Consider the following 14,680-nt stretch of genomic DNA (forward strand, 5'->3'; position numbering starts at 1 on the left):
TCGCTTTCCCGCGCCGTCATCCCATTGATATTACCCAACAGCGTATTAATCTCCCCATTGTGTCCCAGCACCCGCATCGGTTGTGCTAATGGCCATTTCGGTAAAGTATTGGTGCTAAATCTGCGATGATAGACTGCAAACGCCGCCGTAAAGTTGGGGTCGGTCAAATCGGCATAGAATTCACCCAATACAGCCGATCTTACCATCCCTTTGTAAACGATCGTCCGACTAGAAAGGGAGCAAATATAAAAATCATCCCCAGGCTTCACCGTACCCTCAGCTTGCAACGCCTTGACGATCTTGCGGCGTACCATGTACAACTGACGCTCTAACTCATCCCCAGTCTCAGTTCCGGCAATTACTACCTGCTCGATATAAGGTTGATTCGATCGAGCTTGAATACCCAATGTTTCCGGTTGAACAGGTACCTCACGCCAACCAATTAATTGACACTGTTCTTTGCTAACAACATCCGCCACAATCCCTTTCGCTAAAGCGCGTTTAGCTGCATCCTGGGGTAAAAACACCATCCCAACAGCCAATCTAGACTTATCCAAACCCTGAGTCAGAGAATCAAATAAAGTCCACGGAATCTGCGTTAAAATCCCCGCACCATCGCCCGAATCTCGATCCGCACTACAACCACCGCGATGCTCCATACAAGTTAGAGCAGTCAAAGTCTGCTGAATCAACTTATGACTAGTATCACCCGCCGGACAAGCAATAAACCCCACCCCACAAGCATCCCGCTCCTCCACCAACCAACGCGGGCCGAAATATGGGGATTGGTTATCAATTGCTGAGAGAGGGGAGTTGTTCATGTGCGTGCGATCGTCTGAGTGATTCATAATTATGGATGCAGAGAGCGGGAGTCGATCTAGTTAGATTTTATCGCTATTTCTTGGGGGTTTGCTAGGGCTATTGTAAATTTGTTAGCAACTGAAATTGACAACAATATGGATCTATGCTTATATCAGAATTTTTCGGTTAATTTGGTACGATTGGCTACATTTCGATGTTAGATATGGTGCTAGAAGCAGATCTAATCATCGATTGTTAGAATAAAGTTAGATCTTATCTTAGAGTTCTCGATCGAATGTCAATTGCAAACTCAGATTTCCATCGAGTCTGCACCCTTAGGAATGAGCACTAAATAACTTGCAATTTCTCCTTTCGGAGGGGCAACGTCTTGTCTCGCTGCCATCGCCCTAGAAACAAAGGTGGAAAAGAGACGCTCCCGCCCGTGCAATTGCGACAAGAGAGCGAGCCGCTGTCTTGGTTCGCTGCTTGGTGCGCTAATCCGTCGGGAAACCCGACGAACGCGCATCCGCAAACCTTCGGCAGAGCCGACGAGCGCGAATCGCTGTCTTGTTGGTTTTTTATCCAGCGGGAACCTCCGTTGGCGAAGCCTCTCCAACAGGAGATATAAAACCGCCGCTTCATAAATTGCCCCTACGAAAGGTTGGAGTGATGGTAGATCTGCATATTATTAAATCTTCATTCATTAGGATATTGTTCACAATCGTTCGCATAGCATCGCTTTGGGCGAATCGATACTAACACCAATGCTGACTTAGTACGCTTTCATTTATATCGCCAGCGCACCACGGTAGAGCGATTAATTTTGGGTGCTAAATATAAACAAAGTGCGAGACAATAACGTAGATTTAATGATTTCGGGGCGAGAAGAATACGATCTAATTAAGTTCGATCGCTACCAATTATATACTTTACCAGGAAGTGGAGAAGTTGCGATCGCTTCAGCAAATTCAATTAGAGATTGACATCCGGTGGGTGAGAAAATGGAATCGATCGTAAATATTTCGTCATCGATATTGGTGACGATGAGATTCATATCTAGTTTTCTAATTAATTAGATCGATTATAATACCCCTATGAGGGTGTACGATCTCGATCGAGAACACCCGCCACCACACCACAGACTCTTAATTGATGACTGAAACTATGTTCGATCCTATTTTTGCTCGCGCTGGTGTACTGTGGACAGAAATTATTGAGTTTATTCAAATAGCAGAAGGGAGTGTGGCGGTAGCTTTAGAAAGTTATATCGCTCGACAATTAATTCGCAATCCGCAGATGGATTCGGGACAAAGAAAATTGCTAGTGCATCGATTTGCGATCGAGGGTGAAATTGATAGTAAAACACCGTTAGAATTATTTCTTGCCATTCAGCCAGATTTAACCACCGCAGATCTTCAGCTTATTGGTAGTTGGTGCAAGAGTTTTGTCGGATTACTGTCGATCGTCCAAATATTTCCCAATGGTTTAGAAGTGATGAATTGGCTGACTGCCAAACATTATCGCATCCAGTTTACCGATGCATCCTCCCAAACAGCAATGAGTAGACTCAAAGTTGGGGACGTAATTATCGCCCAAATTAGTCCGATTATCGATATCGATTGGGCGATTTTGACTCCCTGGGTAGCCTTGGGACGATTGGGTAGACCAAAATTAGCCGTCGCTGTTGGTGCATTTCGCCAAAATTATCCGCACTCTCTCTACAGTGACGCACCCGAACTATTAGCAGCATCATGGGAATCGGTCGTAGTTTATCACGATCGATTTGTCGAATTTTTCGGTACTGACGAACTTACCCTAACTGGGAAAGAATTAGAGACTCGGATTGGTGAATTTCAGACTTGGATGGTAGCGAGACAACTAGATGCAGCCGGAATCGATCAGTCCAAATCGATCGACGAGCTAGCCCTCGCCGCAGGGGTTGAAGCTGATGATTTACATGCTCTGACCACAACCCTCGGATTATCGGATTCTAGTACCGCCCAGGGGCAAGCAACCGCCATCGGGAAGATGATATCACCGAAGGTCGAACTACCCTCACAGCTCAAATCCGCAGCCGCTGTTACCGCCTTGAGTCACCCTCATTGGGGACAGATGTTTTTAGCCGATTATCCCCGCCTGAAAACCCTATTAGCACCTGTAGATAACCAGTTGCTTCCCACCGATCTTAAATTTATCCATAAATGTTTAGCAGATCCACAAATGAATACCTTTGTCTGGCGGCGATTAGCGACACAATTTCCCCAGCAACTAGAAATCGCACTTCACCAAACCCTCGAACTACTCGATTCTAACTCCCCCTTTCCTCCACCCCCCTCCCCCCGCTTTAATCTCGATCCAATCTTAACTAAATTTAATAAATTTTTAGAGCCAGATCTCCCCGATTTAGCTAGCGTTCCACTACATTTACACGAATTGTTTCAAGCCGCAGTCCTAGAAGTGAGCAAAGAAAAAGCTAAACCTAAGTCTCAACCAAAAAAGAGCGGCTTTGGAGCTAAAAGTTAAGAATTAATTAACCCCAGAGATTCCGACTAAGCCGATCGGCTAAAATAGGGAAACCCGATCTTTCAGCTAGTTCTAATCTTTAGTTGAAATCGGTAAAATTAAAGGCATCAACCTAAACATTAGAAGTGGAGAATTAAGACTATGGGCGGTATTCTTGGTTGGGCAGTACTCGGTTTAGTCGCTGGTGCGATCGCTAAAATGATCTACCCCGGTGCTCAAGGCGGTGGCATGATTGCGACGATGGTACTAGGGATTGTTGGTGCATTCGTTGGCGGGACTTTGTATACCCTAATAACGACAAAAACGTTTGCGATCGGGGCTATTACTGGTGCAGCCTTAATTCCCTCATTAATATTCGCAGTGTTAGGGTCAATGGTAGCGATTTTCCTATGGGGGTTAGTAACTAAAAATGCATAGGTAATAGCACCACACTTAATTATTTTTGCTTAGTTGCAATAGCTAATTTCACTCCTGGAATTTGGCAAACCCTATCAATAATTGCCACGACTCGACCGTGTTAGAGTCTCTCGTTGGCATTAATTATAGATAGGGTTTGTCTCTAATAGACCCCAATCGTCAATTGGAGCTGGCTGGCGATCGATCCTGCTCGCTCGATCGGGCCAGTTTTACAAAAGATTAGCAATAATTAGTAATTATTTATCGAAGTTAATAATTGTCGTACTGTCTAAATTAGTTAGACGGTACTCCTCTCTAAACAATATTCACTATCTCCAGTCGCTCGAAATTCTTGTCATCATTTTGGGGTTCGGATGCAATCGGCGGTATTATTACCACTCGTCTTACTAGCGATCGATTAGCCGTCCCACTCGGTTACACGATCGATTACGCTATCAATTAGTCGCTGGCAAGTGGCAGACAGATAAGCTTGCTCCCTAATTTAAAGGGTAAAATCTCCAATCCTTTTCTCGCTTCATGAATTGCCCCTACAAAGGTTTCGGGGGTATATGGATCTTGCAAATCTCCAATCTCAAGCATCTATAATGATTAGAAGTGCAACATCGAGTGTAGAGTAGTGATCCAGGCAGAGACGTTAGAGTTATTAGAGTGGTCGCGGTTGTGTCAACAGGTGGCAACATTTGCAGCGACGAAGTTGGGGACGATTGCGGCGAGAAATTTGGTAATTCCTCAACAGTCTAGTGTCAGTTTGCAGCTACTCGCGCAAACAAAAGAAGTATATGACCTAGAAACTCGCTTGACTGGCGGGTTGTCATTCGATGGGATTGAAGATTTTGGGGATGCACTCGAACGCGCTGCTGTGCAAGGGATGTTGTCAGGGCGAGAGCTGCATGAAATTGCGACTACTCTAGCTGGAATGCGAAAACTACGCCGGACATTGGATAGTGAAGAGAATATTCCAGTTTTACAGGCATTAATCGCCGATGTGCGGACGTATCCAGAATTAGAGCAGGATATTTATCATTGTATCGACGATCGCGGCGATGTCACAGATCGATCGAGTGACAAATTAGCCGAGGTGCGAGTTAAGCTCAAGGGACTACGAGAACGAATTTACCAACTCCTCAACGGTCTAATTCAACGTCAATCCAATGCCATTCAACAGCCGTTAATTACTCAACGAGGCGATCGATTTGTCATTCCTGTTAAAGCTTCCCACAAGGATGCAGTGCCTGGTGTAGTTCACGATACATCTGGGAGTGGCTCGACTTTATATGTGGAACCCCATCAGATTATCAATTTGGGCAACCAACTGCGCCAACTCCAACGCCAGGAACAACGGGAAATCGAAATCGTATTAATGGCTCTCACCACCAAAGTGACTGAGGTGGTAGACGATCTCGAACATCTGCTGGTAGTTGCGACGAAGATCGATCTCGCCACCGCCAGAGCAAGATATAGCCTGTGGTTAGAAGCAAATCCCCCCAGATTAATCGAGCGAGCTGCGCATGAATATATTACCCTCCGCCAACTCCGTCATCCCTTACTGATCTGGAAACACCGTCATGAAGAAGGTGCCCCTGTGGTACCGATCGATCTCTCGATTCGTCCAGACATCCGCGTAGTCACCATTACAGGCCCCAACACTGGCGGTAAAACTGTCACCCTCAAAACTCTCGCGATCGTCGCTTTGATGGCCAAGGTGGGGCTATTTATCCCCGCCCGCGAACCAGTCGAGATTCCCTGGTTCGACCTCATTCTCGCCGACATCGGCGACGAACAATCTCTCCAGCAGAGTCTATCGACTTTTTCAGGACATATTCGCCGGATTGGGCGGATTTTGGACGCAATTGGAGAAGGGGAGTATGGGAGTGGGGGAGTGCGGGAGTATGGGAATAGCGGAGTAGCGGAGTATGAGAGTATTGAGAATGAGCGTGTCATAAACACACCCCCAAACCCCTCTTCCCTCATCCTCCTCGACGAAGTTGGAGCCGGAACCGATCCTGCTGAAGGTAGCGCACTGGCGATCGCGTTGTTGCAGTATTTAGCAGATCGAGCGATGCTGACAATTGCGTCTACTCACTATGGCGAATTAAAAGCTCTCAAATATCAAGACAGTAGATTTGAGAATGCTTCGGTGGAATTTGATGATGTCAATCTCGCGCCGACTTATCGATTATTATGGGGCATTCCCGGTAGATCGAATGCACTGTCGATCGCCCAAAGATTGGGTTTAAATTTAGAGGTAATTGAGAATGCCAGATCCCAGGTGGTTTTGGGCGCGACGCAGGAAGTCAATGAAGTAATCGCGGGATTGGAAGCACAGCGGCGCAGCCAGGAAACCAAAGCAAATGAAGCCGCCACCATCTTAAAACAGGCAGAAGCATTTTATCTAGAAGTGTCCCAAAAAGCCGCACAGTTGCAAGCGCGGGAACAGGAACTCAAGTTAAATCAGGAACGCGCCATTCAAGCCGCCATCGCTGAAGCTAAAGGGGAAATCGCCCAGGTGATTCGCCAACTCCAACAAGGCCCTCAGACTGCCCAGGCTGCCCAAAAAGCTACCTCTGGATTAGATGGGTTGACCGATCGTCATTTACCTACCAAGTCCACCCCCAAGCCCCCACCAGGCTTCAATCCGCAGATCGGCGATCGCATCCGCATTCCAAAAATCGGCCAAAAAGCTGAAGTCCTCAGTCCAGTGGATGATAATGGCAATCTCAATGTCAAGTTTGGCATCATGAAAATGAATGTCGCCCTTGCTGATATTGAGTCTTTGACAGGTGAAAAAGCTGCACCCCTACCGAAAAAGTCAGGGGCGAAAGTTGCGGGTAAATCTCATCCTGTCGTCCCTGTTGTGGCAATTCGGACATCAACAAATACCGTCGATATTCGCGGCAAAAGGGTGGAAAATGCCGAGCCGGAAATCGAACGGGCGATCAGTCAAGCCTATCAATCGGGGATTATGTGGGTGATTCATGGTAAGGGCACCGGAAAACTCCGCGAAGGAGTCCATGAATTTTTGACCTATCATCCCCAAGTCGATCGATTTGAATTAGCTGGCGAAAAAGATGGCGGTGGCGGTGTAACGATCGCCTATCTCAAGTAGTGGCGCAAGTGCACAGAAAAACTATTTTGTCAACTTCAACTTTCAACTAAATTGTGCCTTGAATTATTCTTTTCCCCGTGGGTTCGAGTGGCTCGCCCTGTAGATCGATCGTCACAAATACACCCTTAGCTTTGACACCTGCAGGTGGATTTTGTTTGGCATTTAACTTGATAAATATACTACCGCGATTGTTTGTGTTGAATTCACCACAGGGAATAACTTGCCCATTAGCTAATTCTAACCACATCCGATAAACTCGATCGACAGGTAATGGCGGTAAGTTTTGAGCTGAGACAATAACCTGTTGCCAGTTTCCAGGCGTAAACAAAACTTTGCCAACCACTCGATCTTCTTGAGTAATTAAGGACAGCAATCGACTTTTGGGTTGAGTTAAAATACTTGCTAATTCCTGTTGGTTAACCTGTTGAGCAAATTGCAATTGTTGCCGCAGATTGAAATTATCAAATGCTAATAATCCACCAATTAATAAGCCAATTCCGGCTAATATTCTACCCCAAGTAAATGTTTTGTTAGTTAATAGAGTTGGTTCGACGACAATCAGTTGGGGCAGATCGACTGTCGGATTTGAGACTGTTTTCGCAACAGCAAAAGACTCGATGATTTTGGCTTTTAATGCTGGGGGCGGAGCGATTTGGGGCAATCCATGAGGTACTTTATCGAACGCAATTTGGAGTGCCGATACTTCGGCTCGCAGATTGGGATCGGTAGCGAGCGCGAGTTCAAATTCTGTAGTTTCTAACTCGTCTAAATCTCCTAATACGTAGCCAGCGGCTAACATTTGTTCCTCTTCTGAAATGGATCTAACCATAGGTTTTTTCCTTTAACCAATCTGCGATTGCAACAGTTGACGTAATTTAATTAATCCTTGACGCATATGAGTTTTGACAGTACCCAGTGGTAAATTGAGTTGTGTGGCGATCGCTGATTGGCTGAGATCTTGATAATAACTTAACTCGATAATTTGTCTCTGTCGATCGCTCAATGATGCTAAAGATTTACGTACAATAATTTGTTCCTCTGCTAGGCTCACTGAATCTAATAAAGTTGGTAAATTAGTTTCAGGAATAATGTTTTGTTGCCATCTTTGGAGGGATGTTTTTTCGCTCTGCCGACTGCGCAACTTATCGATCGCTCTCGATCGAGTAAGTAAGCATAGATAGCTACTTAACCTAGCACGATTTGGATCGAATTTTTCCTGTTTCCAAAAGCTCAAAAATACATCTTGCGTGAGATCTTCTGCTTCGTCACGACGATCGAGTAACTTCAAAGCTAAACTATAGACCAAACTACCATAGCGATCGTAAAGAACACTCAGCGCATGTTGGCTACCTTGACGTAAATTAGCAATTAAGTCAGCATCGGTAGGATCTGGATGAATTTGACTCATCTGACCAGTCCTGGCTAAATAATAGGTCAGCTAGATTATAGCTTTTTAATAAAAACCAATCGGTCTCTAGCATAAGTTTCTTTACGATTGCTGGAAAGATTTGTCCTCTTCTATACTGAAGACGACTAAGATGTGGACTTTTGCTGAACGTTCCGGTTGTTGTTATATCAGGGTTTGAAACGTTCAACTAAAAGTCTAGCTCTCATCCGTGTTTAGTATAACTAACTTTTGCATTACATTCGATCGATCGGCATAATTTCGATCGTCCTTTCTCTACTGCTATTCTTAGTACGGAGTTGGGATGAAATTGGATTTAACAAAATCTAAAAGTTGACAGATGTTTACAGCGATCGATCTACGACTATTACAAAACTAGCAAAATGTCGTGCTGATCGATCGAGTAGCAACTAGAGTTTGTCGTCAAGGTGATGTGGAGTGTGAGGTTACTATTTAACGATCGATCGGCGAACCATCACTAGCTTCTAAGACAAATCCCAGATCCGAAATTGTATCCCAATCTTGAGTAGCAGACTGTCCTGGCGTAGTTAGATAATCGCCGACGAAGATCGAATTTGCTACATATAATCCTAAGGGTTGGAGCGATCGCAAATGCACTTCTCGTCCCCCAGCAATCCGAATTTCCTGGGATGGTAATAAGAACCGGAATAGACACAGAATCCGCAAACACTGCTGGGGTGTCAATTGTTTAATATCTGCAAACTTTGTACCAGGAATCGGAATCAGAAAATTTAGTGGTACGCTAGTCACGCCTAATTCGCGCAGGGAGAGGGCTAAATCGATGACATCATCATTTGACTCACCCATGCCCAAAATGCCGCCAGAACAGGTCGTAATCCCCGCAGCATGGACATTTTTGACTGTCTCGACTCGATCGGTATAGGTGTGAGTTGTGGCAATATGTTCGTGATTAGATTTGGACGTATTTAGATTATGATTGACTCGATCGACCCCAGCCTCGGCTAGACGGTGAGTTTGCTCTTGGCTCAATAAGCCCAGACAAGCGCAGACCTTCAGATCGTAATTCGCCTTAACTTCTCGCACAGCTTCTAATACTTTACCAAAAGTCGCTTCGTTTGGCGATCGACCCGAAATCACCATACAAAAAGTCCCCGCCTTCAATTCTGCGGCGCGTTTAGCCGCATCGAGAATCTTCGACTGCGCCATCAGCGGATATTTCTCGATCTCCGCCGTGGAAATCTTCGACTGCGAACAATAATGACAATCCTCTGGACACATCCCACTCTGGGCATTTAATAGATAATGCAGCCTGACGCGATTGCTCCAGTAGTGACGACGCACCCGATAAGCTGCGGCAACTTGTTCTAACAACACCTCATCCTTCGCCTCAAGTACGGCTAGGCTCTCATCCCTAGTCAATAATTCCCCCGCTAACGATCGATCGGCAAGGCTATTCCAGGTGGGTGTCATCAATAACATGAAGCTTACAGTCTATGGTGGCCAACCATTAATTATCGCAGCAGGGGCGCAGAATTCACCAGCTAATTTTGCCAAAGTTCTAGATTCTCAAGTTAGAAGTGTCAGATTTCACCTACGCTCAACCCTCAAAACCTAAAACCTAAAACCTAAAACCTAACTCACGCTACAATCATACTCACCCGATCGCGTCCCTGAGATTTAGCTTGATATAAAGCTCGATCGGCAGCATGAATTAAAGCTTGGAAATCATTTTCGTGGTTAGGAATAATCGTAGACACGCCCACACTGACTGTGACATAGGGACAAACGGCTGAAGCTTCGTGAACGATCTGGAGACTCTTAATTGCCGATCGAACATTTTCAGCGACAGAAACTGCACCTAGGGCATCGGTATTTGGCAGGATAATGGCAAATTCTTCACCACCATAACGTGCGACCAAATCACCAGTCCTTCTTACGGTGTTCTGCATGGACATTGCCACTTTAATTAAACATTTATCTCCATTAGGATGTAAGTATCGATCGTTATAATTTTTAAAAAAATCCACATCGCACATAATTAAAGACAGTGGAGCTTTGATCTTGGACATCCGCGTCCACTCCTTCTGAATATAATCATCGAATCCGCGCCGATTAGACAACTTAGTTAAACTATCTAAATTTGCTAATAACTGGAGACTTTGATTAGCCTGTTGCAGTCGATTTAATTGACTTTTAATAAGCTGCGATTGGCGAATTAGATTTCTCACGCGCTGACGCAGAATACTTAAATTAATTGGCTTCGTAATATAGTCAGTCGCGCCAGAGGCGAATGCTCGATCGACCGAATCATTATCATCTAGCGATGTAATCATTAAAATTGGTGTCAACCGTTCGCCCAAATTCTTGAGTTGTTCGCAAAATTCAAATCCATCTAAAATCGGCATCACTGCATCGACAAGAATTAGATCGGGATGATGTTCCTGATAAGCTGTAATCCCATCATTGCCATTTTTCGCTAAGATAACTTTAAAACCATCTTGTTCTAGTGACTCACTAACTTTAGCCCGAACTACGAGGTCATCATCAACTAATAAGATTCGTTGAAAGCTGGATTCAGTCGTGTTCATAGTAATTCACTTAAATAATCATCCACGTACTCGTGCAGGTGTTGTGTCTTTGCTCGGATTCGGCACTGGGAAAATCTTGGCGATAGTCCAGCCAAACATGCTCATTCCTACTGACTCCCAACATAGTGTACCCATTGAGCCTGGAAACAGTGGCATATCGGCAGTTATTTTTTTAGGATTGTTGCGAGATGTGTATCTTCATGCCCTACCTCTAGCACCAGCGGGACAATATCCAGATCTGAGAGTATTCAGATCTCCGCTCTTGCTAATATCTCTATACTGGTAGAAGATCTGAGGATGACTCAATTTAGCTCTGCTTTACTCGGACAAACACAAGCCGTAGAACTTTTGACTCAATCGATCGTCAAACAGCGGCTAGCACCTGCATATCTATTTTATGGTGCGGATGGAATTGGCAAAAGTTTGGCAGCACGGTGTTTTATTGAGTCGATATGCTGCGATCGAATCCCAGAGCATAATCAGGCATTAATCACCCAAAAACTCCGTCAGGGCAATCATCCCGACGTGTTGTGGGTAGCACCTACATATAAGCATCAAGATAAACTCCTCTCTGCTGCCGAAGCTACCGCCGCAGGAATCAAAAAGAAAGCACCGCCCCAAATTCGGATCGAACAGATTCGCGAAATCGGTCAATTTTTGGCGCGCCCCCCACTATTGGGATTGAGATCTGTAATTGCGATCGAACATGCTGAGACGATGCCAGAAGGCGCGGCAAATGCCCTATTAAAGACCCTAGAAGAGCCAGGAAAGGCGACAATTATCGCGATCGCCTCCAGTGTAGAATCGCTGCTACCGACGATTGTGTCCCGCTGTCAGCGGATTCAGTTTCAAAGACTCGATCGAGCCTTAATGGTAGAAATTTTAACTAAACTAGGAAGAACTGAAATTCTGGATCGACCGGAAATATTGGGACTAGCTCAAGGTAGTCCAGGTGCCGCGATTGCCCTCTGGGAGCAGCTCCAAACCCTGCCAATCGATTTAATCGATCGATTGACGAAATTACCACTTACCCGCCGTCAAGGGCTAGAATTAGCGATTGAGATCGATCGAGACTTGGACTCATCAGCACAATTATGGCTGGTAGATTATCTGCAATATATCTATTGGCAAAAATATCGCGTTCCACAAACAATCGAGCTACTAGAACAAACTCGATCTCAATTACTCGCCTACGTTCAACCCCGTCTAGTCTGGGAATGTACTTTCCTGAAATTAGGAAGTAGGGGAGTTAGGGGGTAAGGGTGTGGGAGAGTAAGGGAGTAGGGGAGTAACGGCGGAAAAAACACCCCAACACCTCCACACCTATGGTAGCCACCGAGGATGCCAACCAGAAAGGGGTAATCGATCGGCTTTTACAGGAGTAGTTAATTCGCGGATATTGGGAGGAATGGGTAATAACCAGAGGATACCATTACTGCTACCTTGGAGGATTTCATTTGTACTTTCTCCTTTATCTGCTTGGTCGAACATTACGGCTAATCCATCTGGTGATAAACTCATCTGAATCCCTTGCTGAATGGGCAACATCATCATCATCACTATCTTTTGAGTTTTGAGATCGATCGCCGTCAAATAGGGTTCTTCATAGCTATTATTACCCTGAGTTTTAAGTTCGGTAGCCAAACAGTAAATTAGATCTTTTGATGGGGAAAATCTGGCATCCAAAATCGAACCGTTAGTCTTAAATATCTGCTGTTCGATGCCTTGGTTGGTAACGACAAATAATGATTTTGTATAGTCGCTATTGTATTCCACCATCGCGGCGGCGGTGCCATCGGGGGCAAAACTAAGTACATTACCAAACTTGGGTAGAAAGTCGAGATTGCTACCCTGACTGGGTGTGAGTGGAAAAATTGATACTCCCTGCCCTACTGCTGCGGCAACTTCGGTACTATCAGGTGTGATGACAAAATCCCCGCTCTGTTTCAGTTTGGTAGGCGGCGCGGATTTGTCGAGCGAAACTACCCATAGAGCAAAGTCACTGGATTTTGTGCGATTGACTCGTTGCACGACTATTTTATTACCGTCGGGCGAGAAATCGAATTTGACATTTTGATATTCCCGATTGTCGAGAATTAATTCTAGTTTTCCAGGGGGCGTAAATTGACGATCTCCATCGGCATTACGGGGAGCAACTCCGGTACTAACACTATAAACTTGTTGACTGGCGATCGCGGGTTGACGATTTTCGAGGGTTTTAGCATCGGCTGCGGTAAAGATAATTTTTTGACTCTGCCGATCGACCTTAAAATCAGTAACAACTAATCCTTCTGGAGTGATAGTTATCGGCTTTTGAGTTTTGAAATTGTAGACAACAATTCGACCTCGACTGCCTTCTGCGCTGCTAATATAGGCAAACATTCGATCGGGTGTCCGAAACTCTCCCTGAAATGGCACGATTTCTTTACCTCTTTTGTTTCCCAGTGCCTCTCTAGCCCCTTGTAAACTGACTTTATAAGTATTTCCGTAAGGAGCTGGATTCGCGAGCGTATAAGCCATTCTAGACCCCGCCCAACTGATTTTCCCAGGTAATGGGGGTTGGATCTGGAGTTGTTTTTCGACGGTGGCTCGATCGACCGATCGATTAAATGTCAGAGTAAAAGCAGTATCTTCGGCACCAATAGTCCGATCTTGCCAATTAAAATCTCGCACTTGTGGCAATGTTCGGTCGCCACTCCACAATAAAATTAGAATGACAATCGCCAATCCAGCCATGACTGTCATCGCAATTCGATCGATCGGAAGTAAGGGTTTGCTGGAGATCACGAGTGTGGGGTGTGTGGGGTGTGTGGGGTGTGTGGGGTGTGTGGGGTGTGTGGGGTGTGGGAAGAAACATACTTTTCACCTTTACCCTTTACCCCTCTTTCCCTAAAGCCTAAAGCCTAAAACCTAAAACCTAAAACCTAAAGCCTTACTCCTGATAAGGATTCTTTGGTGTTGGAATCGATTTAATTTCACTGGCTTCGATGACTAGTTGACGACTACCGGAAAATGTTTCGACGATCGCTTTACCTTTGACTTGGAACCAACTATCTTGGGGATAATTTTGACGAGTACCTATAAATTTGACTGGTAAGGCGACAGGATAAGCATCGGCGGCGCAACAGGTAATTACGAATCTCGATAACATTAGGTAATTAGCTGGGAGATCTTTAGGATAAAATACAAACCCATTGATATTCACTTTTTGACCTAAATATGCATCTGGTTCGGGGTAATTATTGAGTGTTCTTACCCAATCTACTAAGGTTTTAGATTCTGGTTTAACAGCAGCACGAAAGGATTGGGGTTGGCTGCGAGTAACAGTAACAGCGTCGGAAGATATTCCACGTTGAACGGCGGCTTGACTGGTAAATAGTTTGGGTGTAATAATCAATCCAGCGATCGCCGTACCCAGTAGTAACATTGTGGTTAAGCCTTGAGGCAGCAGGCTACTATGCAGTTCTAGAGAACTTGCGATATTACCGCGATATAGTCTCCAGCTTTGAAAGATACCAATTAATAATAAACAGACACCAGTAACAGTTACTAGCAGATAATAACTAGGGTGGATGAGGATGTATAGTGTGCCATCGATCGCGTATTTTAGTAATAAAATTCCCCATGCAGTTATCGCCGTAATATCTAACCACGACTTTCGCAGATTGGAGCGAGCATTGGGGGAGTTAACTGACATTGAAGTTTACAAATAAAGTGAAGAGGAAGGTTAATTGAGTCACGATCGCAAATATGTAGAAGATTGCTTTAGGCTTGAATATTGATAACATTAATCCAATGCTCTTGAGATCGAACATCGGCCCAAATACCAGAAATGCTAGTAAAGAACCGCTGGTAAAT

14 protein-coding genes and 1 pseudogene are annotated in these 14,680 nt (G+C 44.9%); 6 read left to right on the plus strand and 9 right to left on the minus strand.

What is annotated here, in order from left to right:
- Together RMO55_RS03425 and RMO55_RS03430 are read right to left on the minus strand one after the other, a co-directional pair.
- Nucleotides 1-821 (minus strand): annotated as a pseudogene (locus tag RMO55_RS03425) (glutamate synthase subunit alpha); the annotation flags it as partial.
- Between the two features lie 893 nt (nucleotides 822-1,714).
- Nucleotides 1,715-1,855: a hypothetical protein gene (locus tag RMO55_RS03430; RefSeq protein WP_310423538.1), complete on the minus strand. Its 141-nt coding sequence runs from the start codon at nucleotides 1,853-1,855 to the stop codon at nucleotides 1,715-1,717.
- A gap of 98 nt (nucleotides 1,856-1,953) precedes the next feature.
- On the opposite strand from RMO55_RS03430, the gene RMO55_RS03435 reads away from it, so the two are divergent.
- The 4 genes from RMO55_RS03435 (at nucleotide 1,954) to RMO55_RS03445 (ending at nucleotide 6,847) form a co-directional block, all read left to right on the plus strand.
- Nucleotides 1,954-3,324, plus strand: coding sequence for a hypothetical protein (locus RMO55_RS03435; RefSeq protein WP_310423541.1), 1,371 nt, complete (start codon nucleotides 1,954-1,956; stop codon nucleotides 3,322-3,324).
- 141 nt (nucleotides 3,325-3,465) lie between these two features.
- Nucleotides 3,466-3,741, plus strand: a complete 276-nt coding sequence (locus tag RMO55_RS03440) for a GlsB/YeaQ/YmgE family stress response membrane protein (RefSeq protein WP_310423544.1) — start codon at nucleotides 3,466-3,468, stop codon at nucleotides 3,739-3,741.
- A gap of 396 nt (nucleotides 3,742-4,137) precedes the next feature.
- The gene (locus RMO55_RS22165; protein ID WP_396134158.1) at nucleotides 4,138-4,221 is read left to right on the plus strand and encodes a pyridoxine 5'-phosphate oxidase C-terminal domain-containing protein; all 84 of its coding nucleotides are present in this window, start codon (nucleotides 4,138-4,140) and stop codon (nucleotides 4,219-4,221) included.
- Between the two features lie 136 nt (nucleotides 4,222-4,357).
- On the plus strand, nucleotides 4,358-6,847 hold the full coding sequence (locus RMO55_RS03445) for an endonuclease MutS2 (protein ID WP_310423547.1): 2,490 nt from the start codon (nucleotides 4,358-4,360) through the stop codon (nucleotides 6,845-6,847).
- A gap of 46 nt (nucleotides 6,848-6,893) precedes the next feature.
- On the opposite strand, the gene RMO55_RS03450 is transcribed toward RMO55_RS03445, so the two are convergent.
- The 3 genes from RMO55_RS03450 to bioB form a co-directional block, all read right to left on the minus strand.
- Entirely contained in the window at nucleotides 6,894-7,676 is a 783-nt protein-coding gene (locus RMO55_RS03450; protein ID WP_310423550.1) for an anti-sigma factor domain-containing protein, read from the minus strand.
- Between the two features lie 12 nt (nucleotides 7,677-7,688).
- The gene (locus tag RMO55_RS03455) at nucleotides 7,689-8,255 is read right to left on the minus strand and encodes a sigma-70 family RNA polymerase sigma factor (protein WP_310423554.1); all 567 of its coding nucleotides are present in this window, start codon (nucleotides 8,253-8,255) and stop codon (nucleotides 7,689-7,691) included.
- Between the two features lie 450 nt (nucleotides 8,256-8,705).
- Nucleotides 8,706-9,713: a biotin synthase BioB gene (gene bioB, locus RMO55_RS03460; protein WP_396134157.1), complete on the minus strand. Its 1,008-nt coding sequence runs from the start codon at nucleotides 9,711-9,713 to the stop codon at nucleotides 8,706-8,708.
- Here bioB and RMO55_RS03465 point away from each other — a divergent pair.
- Nucleotides 9,712-9,849, plus strand: a complete 138-nt coding sequence (locus RMO55_RS03465; RefSeq protein WP_310423560.1) for a hypothetical protein — start codon at nucleotides 9,712-9,714, stop codon at nucleotides 9,847-9,849. The genes bioB and RMO55_RS03465 overlap by 2 nt on opposite strands.
- Before the next feature lie 22 nt (nucleotides 9,850-9,871).
- Here RMO55_RS03465 and RMO55_RS03470 read toward each other — a convergent pair whose 3' ends face one another.
- Nucleotides 9,872-10,822 carry a PleD family two-component system response regulator gene (locus RMO55_RS03470; RefSeq protein WP_310423563.1) on the minus strand — a complete coding sequence of 317 codons (951 nt, stop codon included), beginning with the start codon at nucleotides 10,820-10,822 and terminating at the stop codon, nucleotides 9,872-9,874.
- A 297-nt stretch (nucleotides 10,823-11,119) separates the two neighbouring features.
- Here RMO55_RS03470 and RMO55_RS03475 point away from each other — a divergent pair, with 297 nt between their 5' ends.
- Nucleotides 11,120-12,082: a DNA polymerase III subunit delta' gene (locus tag RMO55_RS03475; protein WP_310423566.1), complete on the plus strand. Its 963-nt coding sequence runs from the start codon at nucleotides 11,120-11,122 to the stop codon at nucleotides 12,080-12,082.
- A gap of 63 nt (nucleotides 12,083-12,145) precedes the next feature.
- Here the strand turns inward: RMO55_RS03475 and RMO55_RS03480 are convergent, their stop codons facing one another.
- The 3 genes from RMO55_RS03480 to RMO55_RS03490 form a co-directional block, all read right to left on the minus strand.
- Complete coding sequence (locus RMO55_RS03480) at nucleotides 12,146-13,609, minus strand: hypothetical protein (RefSeq protein WP_310423569.1); 1,464 nt, start codon at nucleotides 13,607-13,609, stop codon at nucleotides 12,146-12,148.
- 145 nt (nucleotides 13,610-13,754) lie between these two features.
- Nucleotides 13,755-14,519 (minus strand): TIGR03943 family putative permease subunit, encoded by a 765-nt coding sequence (locus RMO55_RS03485; RefSeq protein ID WP_310423572.1) that lies wholly within the window; start codon nucleotides 14,517-14,519, stop codon nucleotides 13,755-13,757.
- Nucleotides 14,509-14,680, minus strand: a 172-nt coding sequence (locus RMO55_RS03490) for a permease (protein WP_310423575.1), incomplete at its 5' end; no start/stop codon positions are given. The genes RMO55_RS03490 and RMO55_RS03485, both read right to left, overlap by 11 nt.

The organism is Chamaesiphon sp. VAR_48_metabat_135_sub, from assembly GCF_031418915.1.
Taxonomy (GTDB): domain Bacteria; phylum Cyanobacteriota; class Cyanobacteriia; order Cyanobacteriales; family Chamaesiphonaceae; genus Chamaesiphon.